Raw genomic sequence first — 26,541 nt, forward strand, 5'->3', positions numbered from 1 at the left:
CCTGTCATATTCCGTAGTAATAGCTATTGGGTGGCAAAGTTACAATATGCATTTCTCACATGTGTCGAAGAGTGTTGTAGAATGTCGTTAACTTCATGACTCAACGAAGCGCTTTGTTGCACCTTAACGAAGCGCTTCCTTAGCACCTAATGAAGCGCTTTCTTAACACTTAATGAAGCGCTTTCTTAACACTTAATGAAGCGCTTCGTTAGACTACAATAAATACTTCGTTGGATTTTATGCTTGCGCTTCCTTTTGGAAGCATGTTTTTTTTGCAGGCACAAAGGATTTATTATGCACATATAGTTATGATTTCTGCTATTTTATAGTTGTTCTTTATATATAATATGTTTGCGCGCATGCGGACGTACATTATAATAAATGTGACAATCACGATATTTTGAAGTCGTTTATACGGGAGTGAAATTGCTGTTATTTGATGTGTATTTATTAAAAGCTGCAAAAAAGTTGCAGTTCTCAGATTTTTTATGTAAGTTTGCAACGTCAATAAAATTAATAACCTTATAAACTTAAAGAATTATGGAAGATAATAACAAGAACAATCAGAATCAGTTTCAGATGGGAATCAACCCCGAGGTAGCAGAAGGAATTTACTCAAACCTTGCGCTCATTACCCATTCCAGTTCGGACTTTATCCTCGATTTCGCCTGCGCACTCCCTGGAATGCCACAGCCGCAAATAAAGAGTCGCGTCATTATGGCACCTGAGCATGCCAAGCGTTTGTTGCAGGCTTTGCAGAGCAACATATACAATTATGAGCAGACATTTGGCAAGATCAAGATGCCTAATGAGCCAGAGCGTACAATCGCTCCATTCAATACTCCTAAGGGTGAAGCATAATTTGAAACAGAGATAATTAAAGGAGTTATGGCGTGTTCTATAGAAGTATGCAAATGAATGTGACGGTAATTAGTCCTTCGTTTCGTTTCCAAGCACACATCTGCCTTAACTCCTTTGATACCTTTAAGTTCTGAACCATTGAAAGTTTACCTCTTTTTTAGTTCAACTTCGTCTTTCTATTTGGTAAGTTGTATGTCATGAAATACTAAAAAGGCTTCTAAAAAACGCAACAAATAGTTATATAAAGTTAAATGTCGCGATTTTGAAAAGCTTCCTTTTTAATTAGTTAGGTGTTTTGCGAGAAAAGTCGTATCTTTGCACCCCGAAAACGGCCAGAAATATTTGGGACGTTATGGATTTGACAATAACAAAACAAAAATAATAAATTAAAAAGTAAAATTATGCCTACTATTTCACAATTGGTAAGAAAAGGCAGACGAGTTCTCGTAGACAAGAGCAAGTCACCAGCTTTGGATTCATGTCCTCAGCGTCGTGGTGTTTGTGTCCGTGTTTACACAACAACTCCAAAGAAGCCTAATTCGGCAATGCGTAAGGTTGCCCGTGTTCGTTTGACAAACTCTAAGGAGGTTAACTCTTACATCCCAGGAGAGGGTCACAACTTGCAGGAGCACTCAATCGTATTGGTTCGTGGTGGTCGTGTTAAGGACCTCCCTGGTGTACGTTATCACATCGTTCGTGGTACTCTTGATACCGCAGGTGTAGCAAACCGCACACAGCGTCGTTCTAAGTACGGAGCTAAGCGTCCAAAGGCAAAGAAGTAATCTTTGTAAAGCCGTAAACCAAAGACTCACGACCGGAGAAGGTCGAGAGTTGAGGAAACAAAAACAAAATTTTTATTTCAAACGTTTTGCTGGAGAAGTAACAGGTTGAGTAAATACTCGGGTGCGAGTGTTGAAGAGACAATGAACAGCCCCATGCAGAATTTAATTTTTTTCTTTTAAAAAATGAGAAAAGCAAAACCAAAGAAGAGAGTGATCCTTCCAGATCCAGTCTTCAATGACCAAAAGGTCTCTAAATTCGTGAATCATTTGATGTATGACGGTAAGAAGAATACATCTTATGAGATTTTCTACAATGCACTTGATACCGTTAAGGCTAAGATGTCTAACGAGGAGAAGTCTGCCCTTGAGATTTGGAAGCAGGCCCTCGATAACATCACTCCACAGGTTGAGGTTAAGAGCCGTCGTATCGGTGGTGCTACCTTCCAGGTTCCTACAGAAATTCGTCCTGATCGCAAGGAGAGCATCTCTATGAAGAACCTTATTGCTTTCGCTCGTAAGCGTGGTGGTAAGACAATGGCAGACAAGTTGGCTGCTGAGATTATGGATGCTTACAACAATCAGGGTGGCGCATACAAGCGTAAGGAAGATATGCACCGCATGGCTGAGGCTAACCGTGCATTTGCTCACTTTAGATTCTAATTTAATAAATAGGTAAAAAGAAAATGGCAAATCGCGATTTACATTTGACACGTAATATCGGTATTATGGCTCACATCGATGCCGGTAAAACAACAACATCAGAGCGTATCTTGTTCTACACTGGTAAAACTCACAAGATTGGTGAGGTGCACGATGGTGCAGCTACCATGGACTGGATGGCTCAGGAGCAGGAACGTGGTATTACTATTACCTCTGCTGCTACAACTTGTAACTGGAACTATCTTGGCAAGTCATACAAGATTAACTTGATCGATACTCCGGGACACGTTGACTTTACCGCTGAGGTAGAGCGTTCTCTCCGCGTACTTGATGGTGCTGTTGCTACATATTCTGCAGCTGATGGTGTTCAGCCACAGTCTGAGACTGTATGGCGCCAGGCTGATAAGTATAATGTACCTCGTATTGGTTATGTAAACAAGATGGACCGTTCTGGTGCAAACTTCTTCGAGACAGTACAGCAGATGAAGGATATCTTGGGTGCTAATCCAATTGCTATTCAGATTCCTATTGGTGCAGAGGAAAACTTCAAGGGTGTAGTAGACCTCATCAAGATGAAGGCTATCCTTTGGCACGATGAAACTATGGGTGCTGAGTATGACGTAGAGGAAATTCCTGCTGACTTGGCTGACGAAGCTGCTGAGTGGCGTGATAAGTTGCTCGAGGGTGCTGCCAACTTTGATGACGAAGTAATGGAGCTTTATCTCGATGGTCAGGATATTCCTGAGGAGAAGATTCTCGCAGCTATCCGTAAGGGCTGCTGTGCTATGGAGTGCTGCCCAATGTTGCTTGGTTCTTCATACAAGAATAAGGGTGTTCAGCCTTTGCTCGACTATGTATGTGCATTCCTGCCTTCACCAATGGATACTCCTAATATCGTTGGTACCAACCCTGATACTGAGGAGGAAGAGGATCGTAAGCCTTCTGAGGATGAGCCAACATCAGCTCTTGCATTTAAGATCGCTACTGATCCATTCATGGGCCGCTTGGTATTCTTCCGTGTTTACTCAGGTAAGGTTGTTGCTGGTTCTTATGTTTACAACCCACGTTCTGGCAAGCGCGAGCGTATCAGCCGTCTGTTCCAGATGAACTCTAAGCAGGAGATTCCAATGGAGTCTATCGATGCTGGTGATATCGGTGCAGGTGTAGGTTTCAAGGATATCCGTACAGGTGATACACTCTGTGATGAGGATCACCCAATTGTATTGGAGTCTATGACATTCCCTGATACTGTGATTTCTATCGCAGTTGAGCCTAAGAGCCAGGCTGATATCGCTAAGATGGATAACGGTCTCGCTAAGTTGGCTGAAGAGGACCCAACCTTTACCGTACGTACTGACGAGCAGAGTGGTCAGACAATCATCTCTGGTATGGGTGAGCTCCACTTGGATATCATCATCGACCGTCTGAAGCGTGAGTTCAAGGTTGAGTGTAACCAGGGTAAGCCACAGGTTAACTATAAGGAGGCTATCACTAAGTTCGCTCAGAGCCGTGAGACTTACAAGAAGCAGTCTGGTGGTCGCGGTAAGTTCGCTTGTATTGATGTAACAATTGGTCCTAAGGACGAGGATTACAAGGAGGGCGACTTGCAGTTTATTAACGAGGTGAAGGGTGGTAACATTCCTAAGGAATTCATTCCATCAGTACAGAAGGGTTTTGCTGATTGTTTGTCTAATGGTGTTCTCGGTGGCTTCCCAATGACTGGTCTGAAGGTAACTTTGACCGATGGTAGTTTCCACCCAGTAGACTCTGATCAGTTGTCATTCGAGCTCGTTGCTCACCAGGCATTCAAGGTTCTCTGTCCTAAGGCTGGTCCTGTCCTGATGGAGCCTATCATGAAGGTTGAGGTTGTTACTCCAGAGGAGAACATGGGTGATGTTATCGGCGACTTGAACAAGCGTCGTGGTCTCGTTCAGGGTATGGAGGAAGGCCGCAGCGGTGCACGTATCGTTAAGGCAATGGTTCCATTGGCAGAGATGTTCGGTTATGTGACAGCTTTGCGTACCATCACTTCTGGTCGTGCTACAAGCTCAATGGAGTATGATCACCATGCACCTCTCTCTTCAACAATTGCTAAGGCTGTGTTGGAAGAGGTTAAGGGTCACGCAGAACTCCTGTAATAAAGAAACAAATAGGTAAGATGAGGCGCTGCTTAGCGAATGACTCTTAAGCAGCGTACCTCTTCTTCCATTAGACTAAATCAATTCATATATTAATAACTTAATTTTAACAATGAGTCAGAAAATCAGAATTAAGCTGAAGTCCTACGACCACCAGTTGGTTGACAAGTCAGCTGAGAAGATTGTGAAGGCTGTTAAGGCTACAGGCGCTATCGTCAGCGGTCCTATTCCATTGCCAACACACAAGCGTATTTTTACTGTAAACCGCAGTACTTTCGTTAACAAGAAGTCTCGCGAGCAGTTCCAGCTCTCAGATTTCAAGCGTCTTATCGACATCTATAGCTCAACAGCTAAGACTGTAGATGCATTGATGAAGCTTGAGTTGCCAAGTGGTGTAGAAGTAGAAATCAAAGTCTAATTATTTAAAAGTAAATTGAAATGCCAGGATTAATTGGAAAAAAAATCGGAATGACATCCGTTTTCAGTGCCGACGGTAAGAATATTCCGTGCACTGTTATCGAAGTAGGTCCTTGTGTTGTAACCCAGGTAAAGACTTTAGAGAAAGACGGTTACAAGGCTTATCAGTTAGGTTTCGGCGAGGCTAAGGAGAATCGTACATCTCAGCCTATGATGGGAATCTTCAAGAAGGCAGGCACAACACCTAAGAAGTACTTGGCCGAGTTCAAGTTTGATGAGGAGTACAACCTCGGTGACACCATTACAGTTGATATCTTCAACGACTGCAAGTTTGTTGATGTAATCGGTACATCTAAGGGTAAAGGCTTCCAGGGCGTTGTAAAGCGTCACGGATTCGGTGGTGTAGGTCAGTCTACTCACGGTCAGGATGACCGCGCTCGTAAACCGGGTTCTATCGGTGCATGTTCTTATCCTGCAAAGGTATTCAAGGGTATGCGCATGGGCGGCCAAATGGGAGGTGACAGAGTTACTACTCAGAACCTTCAGGTGTTAAAGGTAATTCCAGAGCAGAACCTCCTCGTAGTAAAGGGTTCGTTCGCTGGATGCAAAGGTTCAACTGTTTTAATTGAGAAATAATGGAAGTTAGCGTATTAGATATCAAAGGTCAGGAGACCGGCCGCAAGGTAGCTCTTAATGAGGCTGTTTTCGGTATTGAGCCTAACGATCACGTTCTCTATCTCGACGTAAAGCAGTATCTCGCTAACCAGCGTCAGGGTACAGCTAAGTCAAAGGAGAGAAGCGAAATGAGCGGCTCTACTCGTAAGCTTGGTCGTCAGAAAGGTGGCGGCGGTGCTCGTCGTGGTGACATCAACTCACCAGTACTCGTAGGTGGTGCTCGTGTTTTCGGTCCTAAGCCACGCGACTATCGCTTCAAACTTAATAAAAAAGTAAAGATTCTTGCTCGTAAGTCAGCCCTTTCTTACAAGGCTCAGGAGAATAGCATCGTATTGCTTGAAGACTTCTCTTTTGAGGCTCCAAAGACTAAAGAGTTCTTAAGTATTCTTAAGAATCTTGAAATTGAAGGCAAGAAGGTGCTCTTCGTTTTGCCAGAATCAAATAAAAACGTATATTTGTCCGCTCGTAACTTGCAGCGTGCTGAGGTTATCCTTGCATCAAATGTCAATTCGTATAAAGTTTTGAATGCTGATGTTGTAGTGATTACTGAAAAATCGCTCGAGACTATCGACCAAATCTTAACAAAGTAAAAAGGAGATATTAGAATATGGCATTTATTATCAAACCATTGGTTACTGAGAAGATGACCAAGATTACAGACAAGCAGCCTAACCGCTATGGCTTCGTTGTTCGTCCTGAGGCTAATAAGCTCGAGATTAAGAAGGAAATCGAAGGTCTGTATAATGTTACAGTAGTTGATGTGAACACAATTCGTTATGCCGGCAAGCGTTCTGCACGTTACACAAAGGCAGGTCTTGTTAAGGGTCAGAAGAATGCGTTCAAGAAGGCAATCGTTACTCTGAAAGAGGGCGAAACAATTGATTTTTACAGCAATATTTAATATAAGAAATGGCAGTACGTAAATTAAAACCCGTTACTCCGGGTCAAAGACACAAAGTTATTGGCACGTTCGAGGATATTACTGCATCCGTGCCAGAGAAGTCTCTCGTTTACGGTAAGCGTCATACCGGTGGTCGAAACAACACCGGTAAGATGACCGTTCGCTACATTGGTGGTGGCCATAAGCAGAAGTATCGTCTTATCGACTTCAAACGTGAGAAGGATGGTGTTCCAGCAGTTGTAAAGACGATCGAGTACGATCCTAATCGTTCAGCTCGCATCGCATTGCTTTACTATGCTGATGGTGAAAAACGTTACATTATTGCTCCTAACGGACTCCAGGTAGGCGCTACATTGATGTCAGGTGCTGACGCAGCTCCTGAGGTAGGTAACGCACTTCCTTTGGCAAACATTCCTGTAGGTACAGTGATTCACAACATTGAGTTGCGTCCAGGTCAGGGTGCTTTGTTGGTTCGTTCGGCTGGTAATTTTGCTCAGTTGACTTCTCGTGAGGGCAGTTATTGTGTAATTAAGCTCCCTTCTGGCGAGTTGCGCCAGATTTTGAGTGCTTGTAAAGCTACTATTGGTAGTGTAGGTAACTCTGACCACGCACTTGAGCAGTCTGGTAAGGCTGGTCGTTCACGCTGGTTGGGTCGTCGTCCTCACAACCGTGGTGTTGTTATGAACCCTGTTGATCACCCAATGGGTGGTGGTGAAGGTCGCCAGAGTGGTGGTCATCCACGTTCACGCAAGGGCTTGTATGCTAAGGGTCTCAAGACTCGCGCACCTAAGAAGCTTTCTAACAAGTATATTATTGAAAGAGCTAACAAAAAATAAAGAGTAAATTATGAGTCGTTCACTTAAAAAAGGTCCATACATCAACGTTTCTCTCGAGAAGAAAATTCTCGCTATGAACGAGAGTGGAAAGAAGAATGTTGTTAAGACATGGGCTCGAGCTTCAATGATATCTCCTGATTTCGTAGGACATACTGTTGCAGTTCATAACGGTAACAAATTTATCCCTGTTTATGTTACAGAGAATATGGTAGGCCACAAGCTTGGAGAGTTCGCTCCAACACGTCGCTTTGGCGGTCACTCTGGTAACAGAAAGTAATCGGGGTTAAACCAATTAAAATTTAAGTAAATAATGGGAGCAAGAAAACATATCGCGGCTGAAAAATTGAAAGAAGCCCGTAAAAACTTGTACTTCGCTAAATTGGTTGGCGTTCCTTCTTCTCCACGCAAGATGCGCTACGTTGTAGATATGATTCGTGGTATGGAAGTTAATCGCGCCCTCGGAGTACTTCGCTTCTCTAAGAAGCAAGCATCTGCTGACGTTGAGAAATTACTTCGTTCAGCTATCGCAAACTGGGAAGCTAAGAATGATCGCAAGGCTGAAGACGGTGAGCTTTATATTAGCAAGGTCTTCGTTGACGAAGGCGTTACAATGAAACGTATGAGACCTGCACCACAGGGTCGTGGTTATAGAATCCGTAAGCGTTCTAACCATGTAACTCTTTTTGTAGATGCAAAAACTAATGATGAAAAATAATAAGTAGAATGGGACAGAAAGTTAATCCGATTAGTAACCGACTTGGTATTATCCGTGGTTGGGATTCAAATTGGTTCGGTGGTAAGAACTTCGGTGACAACCTCGTTGAGGATCAGAAAATCCGTAAGTATCTTAACGAGCGTCTTGCAAAGGCAAGTGTTTCTCGTATCGTTATCGAACGTACATTGAAGCTTGTTACCATTACTATTTGCACAGCCCGTCCAGGTTTTGTCATTGGTAAAGGTGGTCAGGATGTAGATAAGTTGAAGGAAGAGTTGAAGAAGCTTTACAAGAAAGATATTCAGATCAACATCTTCGAGGTTAAGAAGCCTGAACTTGATGCTACTATCGTAGGTAAGAATATCGCAAGCCAGATTGAGCACATGATTGCTTATCGTCGTGCTATCAAGATGGCTGTTGCCAACACAATGCGTGCTGGTGCCGAGGGTATCAAGGTGCAGATTACAGGTCGTCTGAATGGTGCAGAAATGGCACGTAAGGAAATGTATAAAGAGGGTCGTACTCCTCTTCACACATTCCGCGCAGACATCGATTATTGCCAGTGCGAGGCTCTTACTAAGGTAGGTTTGCTTGGCATCAAGGTATGGATTTGCCGTGGTGAGGTTTATGGTAAGGCTGACCTTACACCTAACTTCGCTCAGGACAACAAGGGCAACAACCGTAATAACGGTCGCTCTAACCGCGGCGGTAATCGTAAGAGAAACAATAACCGTTAAATTAGAAAGCTATCATGTTACAGCCAAAAAGAGTAAAATATAGAAGACCTCAAGATGGTCGCGGCAACAAAGGCAACGCCCACAGAGGTACACAATTGGCATTCGGTTCTTTCGGTATCAAGACTCTTGAGCCAAAGTGGATCGATAGCCGTCAGATTGAGGCTGCTCGTGTGGCAGTAAACCGCTACATGAACCGCCAAGGTCAGGTCTGGATTCGTATCTTCCCTGATAAGCCTATCACTCGTAAGCCTGCTGATGTGCGTATGGGTAAAGGTAAGGGTGATCCAGCTGGATGGGTTGCACCTGTTACACCAGGTCGTATCCTCTTTGAAGTAGAAGGTGTAAGTTTCGACATTGCTAAGGAGGCTCTTCGTCTCGCAGCTCAGAAACTTCCTGTAAAAACAAAATTTGTTGTTAGACGTGATTTCGATAAAAACGCTTAATTATGAAGATTAAAGAAGTAAAGGAACTCGAAACCAAGGAATTGGTAGAGAAATTGGAGAATGCTGTTGCAGCTTACAATCAGAAGAAGCTCAACCATAACATCACTCCTCTTGAGAATCCATCAGAGATTAAGGTTGCTCGTCGTGATATCGCACGTATGAAAACAGAACTTCGTCAGAGAGAACTTAACAAATAATAATGGTCCAGATGGAAACAAGAAATTTAAGAAAAGTAAGACAGGGTGTTGTCATCAGCAACAAAATGGATAAAACCATTGTTATTGCAGCTAAGTTCAAGGAGATGCACCCAATTTATGGTAAGTTTGTCCAGAAGACAAAGAAGTACCATGCACATGACGAGAAGAATGAGGCTAACGTAGGTGATACTGTTATGATCATGGAGACTCGTCCTCTGTCTAAGACAAAGAGATGGAGATTAGTACAAATCGTAGAAAAAGCTAAGTAATTATGATACAAGCAGAATCAAGACTTAATGTATGTGACAACAGCGGTGCTCGTGAGGCTCTTTGCATTCGTGTCCTCGGTGGTACAGGCCGTCGTTACGCAAGTGTTGGTGACGTGATTGTAGTTTCAGTCAAGAACGTCATTCCATCAAGTGATTTGAAGAAGGGTGCAGTATCAAAGGCTTTGATTGTTCGCACAAAGAAGGAGATTCGTCGTGCAGATGGTTCTTACATCCGTTTCGACGATAATGCTTGTGTACTGCTCAACAATGCTGGTGAGCTTCGTGGTAGCCGTATCTTTGGCCCTGTTGCTCGTGAGCTTCGTGCAGTAAATATGAAAGTCGTTTCTTTGGCACCTGAGGTTCTTTAATATTTTAAAATTAATAGTAATGAGTAAGTTACACATAAAGAAAGACGATAAGGTTATCGTTATTGCTGGTGCCGACAAGGGCAAGACTGGTAAGGTGCTCAAGGTCCTCGTTGATGACAATCGTGCCATCGTAGAGGGCGTACATATGGTGTCAAAGAGCACTAAGCCATCTGCTAAGAATCCTCAGGGAGGCATCATTAAGCAAGAGGCTCCTATTCATATCTCAAATTTGAGCTTGATTGATCCTAAGAGTGGCAAGGCTACTCGTGTGGCTATCAAGCACGAGGGTAAAAACGTTGTTCGCATCGCTAAAAAGTCAGGGGAGGAAATCAAGTAATGGATACAGCACAGTTAAAGAAAGTTTATAAGGAGACTATCGCTCCTTCTTTGCAGAAGCAGTTCAACTATGCCTCTGCTATGCAGATTCCAGCTCTCAAGAAGATTGTTATCAACCAGGGACTTGGTGATGCTACACAGGACAAGAAGATTGTTGATGTAGCAATCAATGAGATTACTGCTATCACAGGTCAGAAGGCAGTTGCCACATATTCAAAGAAGGATATCGCCAACTTCAAACTTCGTAAGAAGATGCCTATCGGTGTAATGGTTACATTGCGTCGTGAGCGCATGTACGAGTTCCTTGAGAAGCTCGTTCGCGTTTCTCTGCCTCGTATCCGTGACTTCAAGGGTATTGAAAGCAAGTTTGATGGCCGTGGTAACTACACTTTGGGTATCACAGAGCAGATCATCTTCCCAGAGATTAACATTGATGAGATCGATCGTATCCAGGGTATGAACATCACTTTCGTTACATCAGCCAAGACTGACGAGGAAGGTTTTGCTCTCCTTAAGGCATTCGGTCTTCCATTCAAGAACGCAAACAAAGATTAAGAGATATGGCAAAAGAATCAATGAAAGCTCGCGAGGTTAAGCGTGCAAAGCTTGTAGCTCGTTACGCTGAAAAGCGCGCAGCACTGAAAAAGATTATTGCAACTTCTAATGATCCAGCCGAAGCATACGAGGCAGCTCGTAAGCTTCAGGCTATCCCTAAGAATGCAAACCCAATCCGTCTTCACAATCGTTGCAAGATTACTGGTCGTCCAAAGGGTTATATCCGTCAGTTTGGACTCTCTCGTATTCAGTTCCGTGAGATGGCTTCTGCTGGTTTGATTCCTGGTGTTAAGAAGGCAAGTTGGTAATCAATTATCAGACCCAAGAAAATTATTTTTTTAATATTGTCGGGGTAGTCCCGATTAATTAAATTTTTATATTTTATGACAGATCCAATAGCAGATTATCTGACAAGACTCAGAAACGCAATCATGGCTCATCACCGTGTTGTTGAAGTTCCTGCGTCTAACTTGAAGAAAGAGATCACAAAGATCCTCTTCGAGAAAGGTTACATCCTCAATTACAAGTTCATCGAGGATGGTCCACAGGGTACTATCAAAGTTGCTTTGAAGTACAATCCTACAACTAAGCAAAACGCTATCAAGTCTTTGAAGCGTGTGTCTACACCAGGTCTTCGTAAGTACACTGGTTACAAGGACATGCCGAGAGTAATTAACGGATTAGGTATTGCAATCTTATCTACATCCAAAGGTGTAATGACAGACAAAGAGGCTGCTGACCTTAAGATCGGTGGTGAGGTTCTTTGCTATATTTATTAATTTGGAGGATTTAATATGTCAAGAATAGGTAAATTGCCAATTAGTATTCCTGCTGGTGTTACTGTTAACTTTGATGCTAATACAAATGTTGTTACAGTAAAGGGTCCTAAGGGTGAACTTTCACAGAAGATAGATCCTTCTATCAAGTTCAACAACCAGGACGGTCAGATAGTTTTCGAAATTGATGAGAACAGTCCAGTTAATCCTAAGCAGAAGCAAGCTTTCCATGGTCTGTATCGTTCACTTGTTCACAACATGGTTGTTGGTGTGAGTGAAGGTTATTCAAAGACTTTGGAGTTGGTTGGTGTTGGTTATCGTGTTTCTAACCAGGGCAACCTTATTGAGTTCGCTCTTGGTTATACTCACCCTATCTTCATCCAGCTTCCTAAGGAGGTTAAGGTTGAGACTAAGTCTGAAAGAAATCAGAACCCTATCATAATTTTGGAGTCTTGCGACAAGCAATTGTTGGGACTTATTTGTGCAAAAATTCGTTCTTTCCGTAAGCCTGAGCCTTACAAGGGTAAGGGTATCCTGTTCCAGGGTGAAGTTATTCGCAGAAAGTCTGGTAAGAGCGCTGCTGCTAAGTAATTTTAATTTTTTACGATTATGACAACAAAGAAAGTTGAAAGACGAATTAAGATAAAGTTCCGTATTCGCAAGAACGTCAATGGAACTGCTGAGCGTCCACGTCTTAGTGTTTTCCGCTCTAACAAGCAGATTTATGCTCAGGTTATTAATGATTTGACTGGTACTACACTTGCATCTGCTTCTTCTCTCGGCATGGAAAAGATGCCAAAGCAGGAGCAGGCACAGAAAGTAGGTGAACTCGTAGCTGAGAAGGCAAAGGCTGCTGGTGTTGAGTCAGTAGTTTTTGATCGTAATGGTTATCTTTACCACGGTCGTGTAAAGGAGTTGGCTGATGGTGCTCGTAAGGGTGGTCTTAAATTTTAAACGATTATGGCAATGAATAAAGTAAAAGTTAATAGTGAAGTAGAACTGAAAGATCGCTTGGTTGCTATCAACCGTGTAACTAAGGTTACAAAGGGTGGTCGTACTTTCACATTCGCTGCTATCGTCGTTGTAGGTGACGGTAATGGCGTTATCGGTTATGGTCTTGGTAAGGCTGGTGAAGTAACAGCAGCAATTGCCAAGGGTACAGAGGCCGCTAAGAAGAACCTGGTTAAGGTTCCTGTATTGAAGGGTACTGTACCTCACGAGGTTGAAGTAGCTTATGGTGGTGCTAAGGTACTCCTGAAGCCTGCTGCTGCCGGTACCGGTTTGAAAGCCGGTGGTGCTATGCGTGCCGTTCTCGAGAGCGTAGGTGTTAAGGATGTCATTGCAAAGTCTAAGGGCTCTTCTAATGCTCATAACCTTGTAAAGGCTACTATCGCTGCTCTTGCTCAGATGCGTGATGCTTACACTGTAGCAGGTGAGCGTGGTATCAGTATGGATAAAGTATTTAACGGTTAATTAGGATAAATCAGATATGGCAACAATTAAAATCAAGCAGATTAAGAGTAAAATCGGTGCTCCAGTTGACCAGAAGCGTACACTCGCTTGCTTAGGTCTTCACAAGATTTCTCAGGTTGTTGAGGTTGAAGATACTCCTAGCAACCGTGGTATGATCCGTAAGGTTCATCACCTCGTAAGTGTAGTTGATTAATTAATCTTTTAAAGAATAAGAACGATTATGAAATTAAATAATTTGAAACCTGCTGCAGGTTCTACCCACTCACGTCGTCGTATTGGTCGTGGTCCAGGTTCTGGACTCGGTGGTACTTCTACTCGTGGTCATAAGGGTGCCAAAGCTCGTTCTGGTTATAAGAGAAAGATTGGTTTCGAAGGTGGTCAGATGCCTTTGCAGCGTCGTGTTCCAAAGGCTGGTTTTAAGAACATCAACCATAAGGAGTATTTTGCTGTTAACCTTTCTACTCTTCAGGCTCTTGCTGAGGCAAAGAACCTTACCAAGATTGGTATCGCAGAGTTGAAGGCTGCAGGTCTCACCAGTGGCAAGGAGCTCGTTAAGGTGCTCGGCAATGGTGAATTGAAAGCTAAATTGGAAGTTGAAGCTAATGCATTCTCTAAGACTGCTGAAGAGGCAATCAAGGCAGTAGGTGGTAATGCAACTATAATCTAAGTAGATGAAAAAGTTTATTGAGACACTAAAGAACTGTTGGAAGATTGAGGACCTCCGTCAGAGACTCCTCATTACTCTTCTGTTTACGGCTATTTACCGTTTTGGCTCGTTTGTTGTGCTTCCTGGTATCAACCCGAGCATGTTGGACAAACTTCAGTCGCAGACCTCAGGCGGACTTATGTCGCTTCTGGACATGTTCTCTGGTGGTGCATTTTCCAATGCGTCTATTTTCGCATTAGGTATAATGCCATATATCTCAGCATCTATTGTTATGCAGCTTCTTGCTGTTGCTGTACCTTATTTCCAGAAGATGCAGCGTGAAGGTGAGAGTGGCCGTAAGAAAATACAGTGGTATACTAGAGCCTTGACAGTGGCCATCTTGGTCTTCCAGGCTCCAAGTTACCTTCTGAACCTGAAAATGCAAGCAGCTAATGCGCTTGCAACAGGTATCAGTTGGACTGTATTTATGATTCCTGCCACTATCATCTTGGCAGCAGGAAGTATGTTTATCCTTTGGTTAGGTGAGCGTATTACTGATAAGGGTGTTGGTAATGGTATCTCATTGATCATTATGATTGGTATCATCGCAAGATTGCCACAGGCTTTTGTACAGGAGGTTTCCTCTCGTCTGACAGCCATCTCTAGTGGTGGTATCATTATGTTTATCGTAGAGATTCTGATACTTTATGCTGTTGTTTGTGCTTCTATCCTTTTGGTACAGGGCACTCGCAAGGTTCCTGTTCAGTATGCCAAGCGTTTGGTAGGCAATAAGCAATATGGTGGTGCACGCCAGTACATCCCATTGAAGTTGTTTGCTGCCAACGTAATGCCTATCATCTTTGCTCAGGCTTTGATGTTCATTCCTTTGGCCGTTGTTCGCTATCAGTCTGAAAATGCCAGCAGTGTAGTACAGCAGTTGATGGATAATCGCAGTTTGTTGTATAATGTCATTTATGTATTTTTGGTTATTGCCTTTACATATTTTTATACAGCGATTACATTGAATCCTACTCAGATGGCTGAGGATATGAAACGTAACAATGGTTTCATTCCAGGTGTAAAGCCTGGAAAGGATACAGCTGAGTACATTGATACCGTCATGTCTCGTATTACTTTCCCAGGTTCTTTGTTTATAGCATTCATTGCTATTATGCCTGCTCTTGCAGGACTTCTCGATGTGCAGCAAGCCTTCTCTCAATTCTTTGGAGGTACATCTCTTCTGATTTTGGTAGGTGTCGTTATCGATACACTTCAGCAGATCGAAAGTCATTTGCTCATGCGCCACTATGATGGTTTGCTCAATTCGGGCCATACTCGTCAGGGCGGTGTAGCAGCATATTAATCTTTATCTTTTAGAATGCATATATTTCTAAAGACAGAAGATGAAATCAACCTGATGCGCAAGGCCAACCAACTTGTTGGTTTGACTTTAGCAGAATTAGGTAAACATATAAAACCAGGTGTAACGACTCTCCAATTGGATAGGATTGCGGAGGAATTTATCCGAGATCATGGTGCGGTTCCTACGTTTAAGAATTTTCCTAATCCATTTGGAGAGCCTTTTCCCGCTAATATATGTACATCTATTAATGATGTAGTTGTACACGGAATTCCGAGTGAAGACGACGTACTAAGAGAGGGAGATATCATCTCTATAGATTGTGGTACTTTGCTTGATGGATTCAACGGAGACAGTTGTTATACCTTTTGTGTTGGCGAAGTCCATCCAGAAGTGAAGCAACTTCTTTCAGTAACAAAACAGTCTTTATATTTAGGTATAGAGAATGCTGTAGCAGGAAATCATGTTGGAGATATAGGTTTTTCCATACAGAGCTATTGTGAGTCTCACGGTTATGGCGTTGTACGCGAATTGGTGGGACACGGTATAGGTAAAGCCATGCATGAAGATCCTCCCGTCCCTAATTTTGGCAGACGTGGTAATGGAGTGATGCTTAAAGAAGGTATGTGCATTGCTATTGAACCTATGATAACGATGGGAAATAGGAAGATTGGACTTCTTCCAGACAAATGGGGAATTGCTACTGTTGACCATCAACCGGCTGCTCATTTTGAGCATACGATAGTTGTAAGAAAAGGTAAGGCTGAAATTTTATCTTCATTTCAAGAAGTAGAACATTTAGAAGGACAAAATATTTAATTATGGCAAAACAGGCTGCTATAGAGCAAGATGGAACAATTGTAGAGGCGTTATCCAATGCTATGTTCCGCGTTGAGTTGGAGAATGGTGTAGATATTACTGCCCATATTTCCGGTAAAATGAGAATGCATTACATAAAGATCTTACCTGGCGACAAGGTAAAAGTGGAAATGAGTCCATACGACTTGACAAAAGGTAGAATAGTATTTAGATACAAATAATAATCATAAGGTATGAAGACAAGAGCATCTTTGAAGAAGCGTTCAGCTGACTGTAAGATTGTACGTCGTAAGGGTCGTCTGTTCGTTATTAACAAGAAAAACCCTAAGATGAAGTTACGTCAGGGTTAATGTTAAAGTTTTGTAAAAGTATGGTAGTTTCAAAAAAATGTCGTACTTTTGCACCGCTTTTAACGAAAGGTATTAATTTTTAATTTTTTAATTAACAAATGGCAATAAGAATTGTTGGAGTAGATTTGCCCCAGAATAAGCGTGGCGAAATCGCATTGACCTATATCTATGGTATCGGTCGAAGTAGTTCAGCAAAGATATTGGATAAGGCAGGTGTGAACCGTGACTTGAAAGTCAGCGAGTGGTCTGACGATCAGGCAGCCAAGATCCGTGAAATTATCGGCGCTGAGTTCAAGGTAGAAGGTGATCTCCGTTCTGAGATCCAGATGAACATTAAGCGACTGATGGATATTGGTTGCTATCGTGGAGTTAGACATCGTAATGGTCTTCCTGTCCGTGGTCAGAGCACAAAGAACAATGCTCGTACTCGCAAGGGTAAGAAGAAGACTGTTGCTAATAAGAAGAAGGCTACTAAGTAATTCTGAAGGAGGAAATTAATTATGGCAAAGACAAAAGCAACATCTAAGAAGAGAAATGTTCGTGTTGACGCAATTGGTCAGTTGCACGTACATAGCTCATTCAATAACATTATTGTATCTCTTGCTAACAATGAGGGTCAGGTAATTTCTTGGTCTTCTGCTGGTAAGATGGGTTTCCGTGGTTCTAAGAAGAACACTCCTTATGCTGCTCAGATGGCTGCAGAGGATTGTGCTAAGGTAGCTTTCGATTTGGGTCTCCGTAAGGTAAAGGCTTATGTCAAGGGTCCAGGTAACGGTCGTGAGTCTGCTATCCGTGCCGTACACGGTGCAGGTATCGAGGTTACTGAGATTGTAGATGTAACTCCATTACCACATAACGGTTGTCGTCCTCCAAAGCGTCGCCGCGTATAATTCCCGCTATTAGTATTAGCATTAATAAGATACAAACTTTTTATAGCATTTTTTATATTATGGCTAGATATATAGGTCCGAAATCTAAAATTGCGCGTCGTTTTGGTGAACCAATCTTCGGCGCCGACAAAGTTTTGTCCAAGAGAAACTTCCCTCCTGGACAGCATGGCAACAACCGTCGCAGAAAGATGTCTGAGTATGGTGTCATGTTGGCAGAGAAGCAGAAAGCTAAGTACACTTATGGTGTATTAGAGCGTCAGTTCCGTAATATGTTTGATAAGGCAGCTAAAGCTGAGGGTATTACTGGTGAGGTTCTTCTTCAGAATCTTGAGTGCCGTCTTGACAACGTAGTATTCCGTTTGGGTATCGCTCCAACACGTGCAGCTGCACGCCAGTTGGTTGGTCACAAGCACATCGTTGTTGATGGTAAGGTAGTAAACATTCCTTCATTCGCTGTTAAGCCAGGTATGGTTGTAGGTGTTCGTGAGAAGTCTAAGTCTCTCGAGGTCATCGAGGCCGCTCTTGCTGGTTTCAATCATAGCAAGTATCCATGGATCGAATGGGATGACAATGCAAAGTGTGGTAAGTTCTTGCACAAGCCAGAGCGTGCCGATATCCCTGAGAACATTAAGGAGCAGTTAATCGTTGAGTTGTACTCTAAATAAATCATTATATTAATGGCGATATTAGCATTTCAAAAACCTGAAAAAGTAGTAATGCTGGAGGCTGATGATAAGTTCGGAAAGTTTGAATTCCGTCCTTTGGAGCCTGGCTTTGGTGTTACCATTGGTAACGCTTTGCGCCGCATTCTCCTTTCATCTCTGGAGGGTTATGCCATCAATACCATCCGCATAGCTGGTGTTGAGCATGAGTTTTCTTCAGTACCTGGTGTAAAGGAAGATGTTACCAACATTATCTTGAATCTCAAACAAGTTCGATTCAAGCAAGTAGTAGAAGAATTCGAGAATGAGAAAGTTAGTATCACCGTAGAGAATTCCACAGAATTCAAAGCAGGTGATATCGGTAAGTATCTGACTGGATTTGAAGTGTTAAACCCTGATTTGGTGATTTGTCATTTAGATGCCAAAGCTTCGATGCAGATAGATTTGACAATTAACAAGGGACGTGGTTACGTTCCTGCTGATGAGAATCGAGAATTCTGCACTGACGTAAACGTTCTCCCAATCGATTCCATCTACACCCCAATCCGTAACGTAAAGTATGCGGTAGAGCCATATCGTGTTGAACAAAAGACCGACTATGACAAGCTCGTACTTGAGGTTACTACCGATGGTTCCATTAGTCCAAAGGATGCTCTTAAGGAGGCTGCGAAGATTCTGATTTATCATTTCATGCTCTTCTCAGATGAGAAGATTACTCTTGAAAGTCCCGATCAGGAAGGCAATCAGGAGTTTGATGAGGAAGTTCTTCACATGCGCCAGTTGCTTAAGACTCGCCTCGTAGACATGAACCTCAGTGTTCGTGCTCTCAACTGCTTGAAGGCAGCTGATGTCGAGACACTTGGCGACTTGGTTCAGTACAACAAGACTGACCTCTTGAAGTTCCGCAACTTTGGTAAGAAATCGCTTTCTGAGCTTGATGATTTGCTCGAGAGTCTGAATCTGTCTTTTGGAACTGACATTTCAAAGTATAAATTAGACAAGGATGCTTAATTAAATCCTGTCCAAAAAAGTAAAAATTAAAATGAGACATAATAAAAAATTCAACCATTTAGGTCGTACTGCTTCTCATCGTAATGCGATGTTGGCTAACATGGCTGCATCTCTTATCTTGAGTGAGCACAAAAGAATCACTACGACCCTTGCAAAGGCTAAGGCTCTTAAGAAGTACGTTGAGCCACTGATCACTCGTTCAAAGAACGATACCACCACTTCACGTCGTGTTGTATTCCGTTACCTCCAGAACAAGTATGCTGTTAAGGCTCTCTTCGGTGAGGTAGCAGAGAAGGTAGCTAACCGTCCAGGTGGTTACACTCGCGTAATCAAGTTGGGTACTCGTCAGGGTGATGCAGCTGAGATTGCTTTCATCGAACTCGTTGACTTCGATGAGAACATGGCTAAGACTCCTAAGGCTGCTGCAAAGAAGACTCGTCGTGCAGGCCGCAAGGCTAAGGCAGAAGAGGCTCCACAGGCAGAGGCTGCTGTTGAGGCAACTCCAGCAGAGGATGCTCCTAAGGCTGAATAATTCAACTCTCAATATCAAGAAGCGCTTTCATCTAATGGAAGCGCTTCTTTTGTTTTAGGGATTTCCCTAACTTTTTTAGGGAAACTTTGTTTGCAGTATCCTCGAAAAGACTTACCTTTGCATAGTTTCTTAAAAGGATAGGTTATGAAAAAGTTTCTAATATTCGCGCTTTGCTCATTGTTCTTGATGAGCAGTTGTGACACCTATACTGGTAGTGGCGCCTATATGGGCGGATCTATCGGCTCTATTTTAGGTTCTGCTATAGGTGGTCTGAGTGGAGGCCCTCGTGGCTCTGATATGGGTACTATTATAGGAATGGCTGGAGGAGCAGCTGTTGGTGCTGTTATCGGCAGTCAGGCCGATCAGAGACAGCAGCAACAAGTGGAACAGTATCAGCGTGACAAGGCCCGTAGAGCTGAGAGAAGGGCTGCTCGGTCTCAGCAGCAAAACTCCATTGGTCAGTCAGGCTATGATCAGTCAGGTTATGGTCAGCAAGGTTATGATCAGCCTGTTTATGGTACGCCGAATAGTGAGGATAATTCTGATGTCTTCGATTCTACCAATAGTGGTGATGATCGTCTTTACGATTTTAATGGTAAAGATTATGTAGGCGATTACAGCGCACAGCAACCCACTACTGTGATGCCAAGTTCGAAGATGGAAGCATTGGGGAGTAACTGGTCGTATTCTCCTACATTAGAGATAGTGAATGCCCGTTTTGTAGATTCCAATGAAGATAATACTTTGAATAGGAACGAGACTTGCAAGGTGATATTCGAGATAATGAATCGTGGCAACTGTCCCGTTTATGATGTTGTTCCTACTGTAGTGGAAACCACAGGCAACAAACATATCTATATTTCTCCGAGCATTCATGTTGAGAAAATCACACCAGGACGAGGCATCCGTTATACAGCGATGGTGAAGGCGGATAACCGACTGAAGAATGGTATGGCTCATTTCTGTGTCTCTGTGATACACGAAGGCAAGTCTATTTCAAAAGTCAATGAGTTCAATATTCCGACTCGCAGATAGGGCATAGGTGTATTTGTAGAAGATTGATAAAAGGTGACCTTTAAGAAGAAGGCTCACCGTTTAAAACAGTAACCCCCGGAAGTTTTTACATTTACTTTCGGGGGTTACTCTTTTTTTGCCTCGTCCTATTTCAGGAGGCTATTTGTTTCTATGAACCTTGTGCTCATGCTCAGCATTAGTTGCCTTGCCGCTTTTAGATTCTGTGTCATTCCAGCTCTCTTTCCTGTTGAGCATTTTCTCCTCATCTTTCTTTGCAGAGGTTTCTTTCGCCTTTGTTGAATGTACCACTTTTTTCAGATTTTTACCTTGGTGAGCTTTGCCCTTGGCAGATTTCGAGTTCCAGTGAGGTTCTAAGGTGTAGTCAGATTCTGCCACTTCAAAGTCGATCTGAGGAAGTTTCTCCTCCTCAGGACGGAAAGGAACAGGCTTTTCCACGATTTCTACCTTTACCGACGCCACACCTTGAGCAATCATGCCTATCTCTTTGGCGGCAGCCCATGAAAGGTCAATAATTCTGCCTCTTCCGAAAGGCCCCCTGTCGATGACCTTCACTATCACACTTTTATTGTTCTTCAAGTTGGTTACTTTCAGATGTGTTCCAAAAGGGTAGTACCGGTGAGCGCACGTCAGACTGTCGTGATGTAGTCTTTGACCGCTTGCAGTTCTTGCTCCTGTAGCTCTTTTTGAGTAGTAGGAGGCTTTGCCGTGCTGTTTCTTCTGAGCCCAACATGCCGTGAGGCAGAGGAAGGCGAGCAAGGTAATGACAAATATTTTAAAGGTTATTCTGTTCATTTTAAGGGTGTTAGAATATATTATTGCTGCAAAAATAATAAAATATGTTGAAAGTTGCAAGTAAATATCAGAAAAACAGTATCTTTGCATGAGTAAAATAAAAGGAAATGGAGAATAATGTACCCCAAGAGTGGAATAAATTTTATTTGAAAGATGTGTCGTTCGTCAACTTGATGATGCGACGTATCTATAATGTGTTGATCGTTGCCAATCCATATGATGCCTTCATGCTCGAGGATGATGGACGTATCGAAGAGAAGATCTATAATGAATATATGGAGCTTGGACTTCGATATCCACCTACCTTTACACAGGTCTCTACCACCGAGGAAGCCTCAGAAGTGCTTCGCTCCACTGTTATTGATCTGGTTATCTGTATGCCGGGTAATGCCGACAATGATGCCTTCGATGTGGCACGAGATATCAAGAGCAGGTTCCCCAATATCCATTGCGTGGTGCTTACTCCCTTCTCTCATGGCATCACCAAGCGTATGGAGAACGAAGACCTGAGCATCTTCGACTATGTGTTCTGCTGGTTGGGCAATACCAATCTCATTCTTTCCATCATCAAGTTGATAGAGGACAAGATGAATTTGGAACACGATATTCAGGAAGCCGGAGTTCAGATGATACTCCTTGTCGAAGACTCCATCCGCTTCTACAGTTCCATTCTTCCCAATCTCTACAATTACATATTGGAACAGAGCAAGAACTTCTCCAAGGAGGCATTGAACCGTCATGCTGCCACCATGCGTATGCGTGGCCGACCAAAGGTGGTTCTGGCTCGTACTTATGAAGAAGCTCAGAAACTCTATGACAAGTATTCCAACAATACTCTTGGTGTCATCAGCGATGCCCGTTTCCCTTTGAAGAGTGCCGCCAAGGCCTTTGGCAATAAGGTGGAAACAGAGGCTAAGCCCAAGCATCGTACTGATACTTTCGGACGTGAGAAGTGTCCTGATGCCGGTTTGCAGCTTTTCCGCTATATCCGCAAGAATGATCCTTTCGTGCCTCTTATCCTTGAGAGTTCCGAGAGCGACAACCGGGCCAAGGCCGAAGCCGAGGGCTTTCGTTTTGTAGACAAAAACTCCAAGAAGATGAGTGTAGACCTTCGCCGCCTGATGGAGGAACACATGGGCTTTGGCGATTTTATCTTCCGCGATCCCAAGACCCACGAGGAGATTATGCGTATCCGCAGTCTGAAGGAGTTACAGGACAATATCTTCAAGATTCCCAACGACTCGATGCTCTATCACATCAGTCGCAATCACATGAGCCGTTGGCTCTGTGCCCGTGCCATCTTCCCCGTGTCGGCTTTCCTGCGCCATGTCACCTGGCAGAAATTGCAGGATGTGGATGCTCACCGACAGATCATCTTCGATGCCATCGTGCAGTATCGTCACATGAAGAATATCGGTGTGGTAGCCGTCTTCGACCGTATGAAGTTCGACCAGTATGCCCACTTCGCCCGTATAGGTGAGGGCTCCTTGGGAGGCAAGGGCAGAGGTCTGGCATTTCTCGACAATGTCATCAAGCGCCATCCTGAGTTCAATCAGTACGACAATGCCACGGTTCAGATTCCTAAGACAGTTGTCCTTTGTACCGATATCTTCGATGCGTTCATGGAGAGCAACAATCTCTATCCCATAGCTTTGAGCGATGCAAGCGATGACGAAATCTTGAGACATTTCCTCAGAGCACAGTTGCCCGATACACTGGTAGCCGACTTCTTCACCTTTTTCGAGGCGACGAAGAGTCCTATAGCCATCCGTTCCAGTTCGCTTCTCGAAGATGCCCACTATCAGCCCTTTGCAGGAATCTATTCCACCTATATGATACCTTATCTTGAGGACAAGTATCAGATGCTTCAGATGTTGGCGTGTGCCATCAAGGGTGTGTATGCCTCGGTGTTCTATCGCGATTCCAAGGCTTATATGACCGCAACGAGCAATGTCATCGACCAAGAGAAGATGGCAGTCATCCTGCAGCAAGTGGTGGGTAATGACTATGGCACCCGTTTCTATCCCACGATGAGTGGCGTGCTCCGTTCGCTCAACTATTATCCGATAGGTGACGAAACGGCAGAAGAAGGTATTGCCAGTCTGGCTCTCGGACTGGGCAAATACATTGTGGATGGTGGGCAAACCCTTCGGGTATGTCCTTATCATCCCAACCAGGTGTTGCAGACTTCTGAGGTCGACAAGGCACTCAGGGAGACCCAAACCCAGTTTTATGCCCTCGATATGCAACATGTGGGTGAAGACTTCAAGGTGGATGATGGGTTCAATATTCAGAAACTGAGAATCAAGGATGCTGTCGAGGACCAGTCGCTCAACTTTATAGCCTCCACCTTCGACCCCTACGACCAAGTCATCAACGACGGCGTGTACGAAGAGGGTCGCAAGCTGATCACCTTTGCCAGTGTGCTGCAACATGGAGTCGTTCCCCTTCCCGAAATACTCCAGATGTCCATGAAGTATGGTTCCGGAGCCATGCGCCGTCCTGTAGAGATAGAGTTTGCCTGCAATATCCATGCTGACAGAACCTGCGATTTCTATCTTCTCCAGATACGTCCCATTGTGGATGCTAAGGAAATGCTCGATGAGGATGTGGCGGCCATTCCCGACAGCGAGTGCCTGTTGCGTTCGCACAATTCACTCGGTCATGGTATCAGCGAGGATGTCGTGGATGTAGTGTATGTGAAGTACGACGACCATTTCTCAGCGATGAACAATTATTATGTGGCTGACGATATAGAGCGCATCAACCGCAAGTTCCTTTCCGAAGGCAAGAACTATGTGCTGATAGGTCCCGGCCGATGGGGCTCCAGCGACCATTATCTCGGTGTTCCCGTCAAGTGGCCGCATATCAGTGCAGCCCGGGTTATCGTGGAGGTGGCGCTGAAGAACTATAACATCGATCCCAGCCAGGGAACCCACTTCTTCCAGAACCTCACCTCTTTCGGGGTGGGTTACTTTACGGTAGATACCAATACCGGGGAGGGTGGCTTCGTCGACAAGGCTGTGCTCGATGCGATGCCGGCGGTCGAGGAGACACAATATGTTCGCCATGTGCGCTTTGAGCATCCGCTGCGCATATTGATGGATGGTAAGAAACAGGAGGGAGCTGTGCTCATTCCTACAAAATAGATGATATAGACAGAAATGGATTTAAAGACAAGTTATCAACAGCATGTGGATAAGTATGCTTCCGAGGTGGCAGCCTTGAGGCGCAAGAACAATGGCTTTATCACGGGCGAGTTGCTCTCGTTCGGAGCCATCCTTACTTTCGTGGTATGTTATATTGCCATGGACGAGGGTAGTAGTCGTTGGCTGTTGGGAGCCGTGTTGGCTCTCATTGCCTATTTCAATATCCGTCGTTTGGACGATAAGAACAAGGAGAAGATAGCCCATCTCTCTGCGCTCCTCGCTGTATATCAGAACGAGATCAGAGCATTGGAGGGCGATTTCTCGTCTTTCGAAATGGGCAATCAATACCAGAATCCACAGCATGCTTATTCCTTCGATCTCGATGTCTTTGGCAGGGATTCACTCTTCCATCGCATCTGCCGCACGATAACCACGGGTGGCTCTGATGCCTTGGCAAGAAATCTTTCTCTTCAGACTCCTTTGAAGGCAGAGGAGATAGCCCGGCGTGTTGCCTTGCAAAAGGAACTTGCAGGCGACGAGCAGCAGGGCGAGCTATGGCGAATGGAGTTCCTGGCTTTGGGAGAGAGGAACAAAAAGCAGGTGCTTGATGCGCCAGACCCCGACAACTCTCACCGTCTTCATGTCGATATGGCGGCAGAACCAGTCAGAAGGGTAGTGGGTTATCGCAAGATAGATTCCTCTGCAGTGGCTGAAGCCATCCGCAAGGTTTCGGCAATGGCTGTGCCTGCGTGGTATGGTTCGAAGGCTTCGCTCCTTCTCGGTTGGGCATTCATCATCGGTGTATGTTCCTCGGTGTTGCTTTCTGTCTTTGGCGTGGTTCCTGTGAACGTCCCCCTTTGGTGGGTGATGATTCAGTACATGGTAGTGTTCTTTGTCTGCAAGCAGACCTTGGACAAGATTGACAGCCATGGCGGTAAGCTCCGCGACCAACTGGTGGCTTACTCGCAGATACTCCAGCTTGTAGCCCGTCGCCATTTCCGTAGCGAGCTGGGGCAGCAAATGCAGTCGACGCTTTCGGAGGCGCTTCCTTCCTTTATTCAACTCGAGAAAATCCTCAAGGGATACGACCGTCGTGGCAACTTTCTCGGTCTCTTCTTCACCGATGCCTTCATGCTGAGCGACTTCTTCTTGGTTCGCAGTTTCCTGAAATGGAAGAATACCTATGTGGTGAAGATGGAGGAGTGGATGGACATCGTGAGCGAACTGGATGCAGCCGTTTCGATGGCAGATTTCAGATACAACCATCCTGAGGCTACGGATGCAGAAATCGTCGACGGCTCTCCTGTGCTCTTCGAGGCCAAGAATCTGTATCATCCCTTCTTGGGAGCCAAGGCCGTGAAGAACGATTTCACTATCTATGACGACAACTATTATATCGTAACAGGAGCCAATATGGCAGGCAAGAGCACCTTCCTCCGTTCGCTTGGAGTCAACTACATTCTTGCCATGTCGGGTATGCCCGTCTTTGCCAGCTCTCTCAAGGTGTCACGTTTCCAGCTTTTCTCCAGCATGCGCACCACCGACGACCTTACTCATGGCATTTCCTATTTCAATGCTGAGCTCTTGCGTCTCGAGCAACTCATGCAGTTCTGCAAGCGCGGCGAGCTTCGCACCCTCATCATCCTCGATGAGATACTGAAAGGCACCAATTCCTTGGACAAGCTCAACGGCTCCCGACTCTTTCTGGAGGCCATCTCCCGCATGCCTGTTACGGGAGTTATAGCCACCCACGATCTGGAGTTGTCCCGAATGGCTGAAAGCTGTCCCGGGCGTTTCCACAACTATTGCTTTGAGATAGATCTCGGTACCGACGTCACCTATACTTATAAGATACAGCCGGGAGTGGCACGCAATCAGAATGCCACCTTCCTGCTGAATAAGATTTTGGAGAGAAACTAATCCTTTCTCTCCATAGCCCTTCGGCTCATTCCTTTTTTCTGTTTGTTATGCACTCAACTTCCCTAATTTCCCTATTTGCAAATCTACTATTATGAATTTGTTTTGTCAATTGCGGCAGGGCGGACGCATCAAAATGCGTTCGCCTCCAAAAGTTTTGACAGGTAATTTTCGTCCCAGCCAGCTTTCATTCTTTTTAAGTTGATACTTCCCTTGATCGTTTTATCCTTTTTAAGGAT

38 protein-coding genes are annotated in these 26,541 nt (G+C 44.2%); 37 read left to right on the forward strand and 1 reads right to left on the reverse strand.

Annotated elements, in window-relative coordinates; translation table 11 throughout:
- Positions 1-540 precede the first annotated feature (540 nt).
- The 35 genes from P3T48_RS12320 (at position 541) to P3T48_RS12490 (ending at position 20,444) form a co-directional block, all read left to right on the forward strand.
- Positions 541-861 carry a DUF3467 domain-containing protein gene (locus P3T48_RS12320; RefSeq protein ID WP_022252579.1) on the forward strand — a complete coding sequence of 107 codons (321 nt, stop codon included), beginning with the start codon at positions 541-543 and terminating at the stop codon, positions 859-861.
- A gap of 401 nt (positions 862-1,262) precedes the next feature.
- Entirely contained in the window at positions 1,263-1,643 is a 381-nt protein-coding gene (gene rpsL / locus P3T48_RS12325; protein WP_006848839.1) for a 30S ribosomal protein S12, read from the forward strand.
- Positions 1,644-1,826: 183 nt separating this feature from the next.
- Complete coding sequence (gene rpsG / locus P3T48_RS12330; RefSeq protein WP_158463328.1) at positions 1,827-2,303, forward strand: 30S ribosomal protein S7; 477 nt, start codon at positions 1,827-1,829, stop codon at positions 2,301-2,303.
- Positions 2,304-2,326: 23 nt separating this feature from the next.
- Positions 2,327-4,441 carry an elongation factor G gene (gene fusA, locus P3T48_RS12335; RefSeq protein WP_158463327.1) on the forward strand — a complete coding sequence of 705 codons (2,115 nt, stop codon included), beginning with the start codon at positions 2,327-2,329 and terminating at the stop codon, positions 4,439-4,441.
- Positions 4,442-4,553: 112 nt separating this feature from the next.
- Positions 4,554-4,859 carry a 30S ribosomal protein S10 gene (rpsJ, locus tag P3T48_RS12340; protein WP_006283658.1) on the forward strand — a complete coding sequence of 102 codons (306 nt, stop codon included), beginning with the start codon at positions 4,554-4,556 and terminating at the stop codon, positions 4,857-4,859.
- A gap of 20 nt (positions 4,860-4,879) precedes the next feature.
- Entirely contained in the window at positions 4,880-5,494 is a 615-nt protein-coding gene (rplC, locus tag P3T48_RS12345; protein WP_276506884.1) for a 50S ribosomal protein L3, read from the forward strand.
- Positions 5,494-6,123, forward strand: a complete 630-nt coding sequence (gene rplD / locus P3T48_RS12350) for a 50S ribosomal protein L4 (RefSeq protein WP_217757576.1) — start codon at positions 5,494-5,496, stop codon at positions 6,121-6,123. The genes rplC and rplD overlap by 1 nt, the downstream gene beginning before the upstream one ends.
- Positions 6,124-6,140: 17 nt before the next feature.
- Entirely contained in the window at positions 6,141-6,434 is a 294-nt protein-coding gene (gene rplW / locus P3T48_RS12355; protein ID WP_158463324.1) for a 50S ribosomal protein L23, read from the forward strand.
- A gap of 8 nt (positions 6,435-6,442) precedes the next feature.
- Complete coding sequence (gene rplB / locus P3T48_RS12360; protein WP_158463323.1) at positions 6,443-7,270, forward strand: 50S ribosomal protein L2; 828 nt, start codon at positions 6,443-6,445, stop codon at positions 7,268-7,270.
- A 10-nt stretch (positions 7,271-7,280) separates the two neighbouring features.
- Complete coding sequence (gene rpsS, locus P3T48_RS12365; protein ID WP_006848832.1) at positions 7,281-7,547, forward strand: 30S ribosomal protein S19; 267 nt, start codon at positions 7,281-7,283, stop codon at positions 7,545-7,547.
- 33 nt (positions 7,548-7,580) lie between these two features.
- A complete protein-coding gene (gene rplV, locus P3T48_RS12370; RefSeq protein ID WP_022252006.1) occupies positions 7,581-7,985 on the forward strand; it encodes a 50S ribosomal protein L22 in 405 nt (134 codons plus the stop codon).
- Between the two features lie 8 nt (positions 7,986-7,993).
- Complete coding sequence (gene rpsC, locus P3T48_RS12375; RefSeq protein ID WP_022252007.1) at positions 7,994-8,722, forward strand: 30S ribosomal protein S3; 729 nt, start codon at positions 7,994-7,996, stop codon at positions 8,720-8,722.
- A 14-nt stretch (positions 8,723-8,736) separates the two neighbouring features.
- Positions 8,737-9,165, forward strand: coding sequence for a 50S ribosomal protein L16 (gene rplP, locus P3T48_RS12380; RefSeq protein ID WP_022252008.1), 429 nt, complete (start codon positions 8,737-8,739; stop codon positions 9,163-9,165).
- Positions 9,166-9,167: 2 nt separating this feature from the next.
- Positions 9,168-9,362, forward strand: a complete 195-nt coding sequence (gene rpmC, locus P3T48_RS12385) for a 50S ribosomal protein L29 (RefSeq protein ID WP_022252009.1) — start codon at positions 9,168-9,170, stop codon at positions 9,360-9,362.
- Between the two features lie 2 nt (positions 9,363-9,364).
- Positions 9,365-9,631, forward strand: coding sequence for a 30S ribosomal protein S17 (gene rpsQ / locus P3T48_RS12390; protein ID WP_158463322.1), 267 nt, complete (start codon positions 9,365-9,367; stop codon positions 9,629-9,631).
- A gap of 2 nt (positions 9,632-9,633) precedes the next feature.
- Positions 9,634-9,999: a 50S ribosomal protein L14 gene (gene rplN / locus P3T48_RS12395; protein ID WP_022252011.1), complete on the forward strand. Its 366-nt coding sequence runs from the start codon at positions 9,634-9,636 to the stop codon at positions 9,997-9,999.
- A gap of 19 nt (positions 10,000-10,018) precedes the next feature.
- The gene (gene rplX / locus P3T48_RS12400; protein WP_022252012.1) at positions 10,019-10,336 is read left to right on the forward strand and encodes a 50S ribosomal protein L24; all 318 of its coding nucleotides are present in this window, start codon (positions 10,019-10,021) and stop codon (positions 10,334-10,336) included.
- Positions 10,336-10,890, forward strand: a complete 555-nt coding sequence (gene rplE / locus P3T48_RS12405) for a 50S ribosomal protein L5 (protein ID WP_022252013.1) — start codon at positions 10,336-10,338, stop codon at positions 10,888-10,890. The genes rplX and rplE overlap by 1 nt, the downstream gene beginning before the upstream one ends.
- A 5-nt stretch (positions 10,891-10,895) precedes the next feature.
- Positions 10,896-11,198 carry a 30S ribosomal protein S14 gene (gene rpsN, locus P3T48_RS12410; RefSeq protein WP_158463321.1) on the forward strand — a complete coding sequence of 101 codons (303 nt, stop codon included), beginning with the start codon at positions 10,896-10,898 and terminating at the stop codon, positions 11,196-11,198.
- 75 nt (positions 11,199-11,273) lie between these two features.
- Entirely contained in the window at positions 11,274-11,669 is a 396-nt protein-coding gene (gene rpsH / locus P3T48_RS12415) for a 30S ribosomal protein S8 (RefSeq protein WP_022252015.1), read from the forward strand.
- A gap of 15 nt (positions 11,670-11,684) precedes the next feature.
- Positions 11,685-12,257, forward strand: coding sequence for a 50S ribosomal protein L6 (rplF, locus tag P3T48_RS12420; RefSeq protein WP_276506885.1), 573 nt, complete (start codon positions 11,685-11,687; stop codon positions 12,255-12,257).
- Between the two features lie 18 nt (positions 12,258-12,275).
- Positions 12,276-12,620 (forward strand): 50S ribosomal protein L18, encoded by a 345-nt coding sequence (rplR, locus tag P3T48_RS12425; RefSeq protein ID WP_022252017.1) that lies wholly within the window; start codon positions 12,276-12,278, stop codon positions 12,618-12,620.
- A 6-nt stretch (positions 12,621-12,626) separates the two neighbouring features.
- Positions 12,627-13,139 carry a 30S ribosomal protein S5 gene (gene rpsE / locus P3T48_RS12430; protein ID WP_158463319.1) on the forward strand — a complete coding sequence of 171 codons (513 nt, stop codon included), beginning with the start codon at positions 12,627-12,629 and terminating at the stop codon, positions 13,137-13,139.
- Between the two features lie 16 nt (positions 13,140-13,155).
- Positions 13,156-13,332 (forward strand): 50S ribosomal protein L30, encoded by a 177-nt coding sequence (gene rpmD / locus P3T48_RS12435; protein ID WP_006848818.1) that lies wholly within the window; start codon positions 13,156-13,158, stop codon positions 13,330-13,332.
- Positions 13,333-13,359: 27 nt separating this feature from the next.
- Positions 13,360-13,806, forward strand: coding sequence for a 50S ribosomal protein L15 (gene rplO / locus P3T48_RS12440; RefSeq protein WP_022252019.1), 447 nt, complete (start codon positions 13,360-13,362; stop codon positions 13,804-13,806).
- A 4-nt stretch (positions 13,807-13,810) separates the two neighbouring features.
- Positions 13,811-15,148: a preprotein translocase subunit SecY gene (gene secY / locus P3T48_RS12445; protein WP_158463318.1), complete on the forward strand. Its 1,338-nt coding sequence runs from the start codon at positions 13,811-13,813 to the stop codon at positions 15,146-15,148.
- A 15-nt stretch (positions 15,149-15,163) separates the two neighbouring features.
- A complete protein-coding gene (map, locus tag P3T48_RS12450) occupies positions 15,164-15,964 on the forward strand; it encodes a type I methionyl aminopeptidase (protein ID WP_276506886.1) in 801 nt (266 codons plus the stop codon).
- A 2-nt stretch (positions 15,965-15,966) separates the two neighbouring features.
- A complete protein-coding gene (infA, locus tag P3T48_RS12455; RefSeq protein WP_006848815.1) occupies positions 15,967-16,185 on the forward strand; it encodes a translation initiation factor IF-1 in 219 nt (72 codons plus the stop codon).
- A gap of 12 nt (positions 16,186-16,197) precedes the next feature.
- A complete protein-coding gene (gene rpmJ, locus P3T48_RS12460; protein WP_006848814.1) occupies positions 16,198-16,314 on the forward strand; it encodes a 50S ribosomal protein L36 in 117 nt (38 codons plus the stop codon).
- A 98-nt stretch (positions 16,315-16,412) separates the two neighbouring features.
- Positions 16,413-16,793, forward strand: coding sequence for a 30S ribosomal protein S13 (gene rpsM / locus P3T48_RS12465; protein ID WP_006848813.1), 381 nt, complete (start codon positions 16,413-16,415; stop codon positions 16,791-16,793).
- A 21-nt stretch (positions 16,794-16,814) separates the two neighbouring features.
- Positions 16,815-17,204, forward strand: a complete 390-nt coding sequence (gene rpsK / locus P3T48_RS12470) for a 30S ribosomal protein S11 (protein WP_022252023.1) — start codon at positions 16,815-16,817, stop codon at positions 17,202-17,204.
- A gap of 59 nt (positions 17,205-17,263) precedes the next feature.
- Complete coding sequence (gene rpsD / locus P3T48_RS12475; RefSeq protein ID WP_158463316.1) at positions 17,264-17,869, forward strand: 30S ribosomal protein S4; 606 nt, start codon at positions 17,264-17,266, stop codon at positions 17,867-17,869.
- Between the two features lie 12 nt (positions 17,870-17,881).
- Positions 17,882-18,877 (forward strand): DNA-directed RNA polymerase subunit alpha, encoded by a 996-nt coding sequence (locus tag P3T48_RS12480; protein ID WP_022252025.1) that lies wholly within the window; start codon positions 17,882-17,884, stop codon positions 18,875-18,877.
- A gap of 31 nt (positions 18,878-18,908) precedes the next feature.
- On the forward strand, positions 18,909-19,409 hold the full coding sequence (gene rplQ / locus P3T48_RS12485; protein WP_217757572.1) for a 50S ribosomal protein L17: 501 nt from the start codon (positions 18,909-18,911) through the stop codon (positions 19,407-19,409).
- Positions 19,410-19,553: 144 nt separating this feature from the next.
- On the forward strand, positions 19,554-20,444 hold the full coding sequence (locus P3T48_RS12490; RefSeq protein ID WP_276506887.1) for a YMGG-like glycine zipper-containing protein: 891 nt from the start codon (positions 19,554-19,556) through the stop codon (positions 20,442-20,444).
- Positions 20,445-20,582: 138 nt separating this feature from the next.
- On the opposite strand, the gene P3T48_RS12495 is transcribed toward P3T48_RS12490, so the two are convergent.
- Entirely contained in the window at positions 20,583-21,236 is a 654-nt protein-coding gene (locus P3T48_RS12495; RefSeq protein WP_276506888.1) for a septal ring lytic transglycosylase RlpA family protein, read from the reverse strand.
- Between the two features lie 107 nt (positions 21,237-21,343).
- Here P3T48_RS12495 and P3T48_RS12500 point away from each other — a divergent pair, with 107 nt between their 5' ends.
- Positions 21,344-24,385 carry a PEP/pyruvate-binding domain-containing protein gene (locus P3T48_RS12500; protein WP_276506889.1) on the forward strand — a complete coding sequence of 1,014 codons (3,042 nt, stop codon included), beginning with the start codon at positions 21,344-21,346 and terminating at the stop codon, positions 24,383-24,385.
- A gap of 15 nt (positions 24,386-24,400) precedes the next feature.
- Positions 24,401-26,305, forward strand: coding sequence for a MutS-related protein (locus P3T48_RS12505; protein ID WP_276506890.1), 1,905 nt, complete (start codon positions 24,401-24,403; stop codon positions 26,303-26,305).
- The last annotated feature ends 236 nt before the right edge of the window (positions 26,306-26,541 follow it).

It is taken from the genome of Segatella intestinalis, assembly GCF_029348455.1.
GTDB lineage: Bacteria > Bacteroidota > Bacteroidia > Bacteroidales > Bacteroidaceae > Prevotella.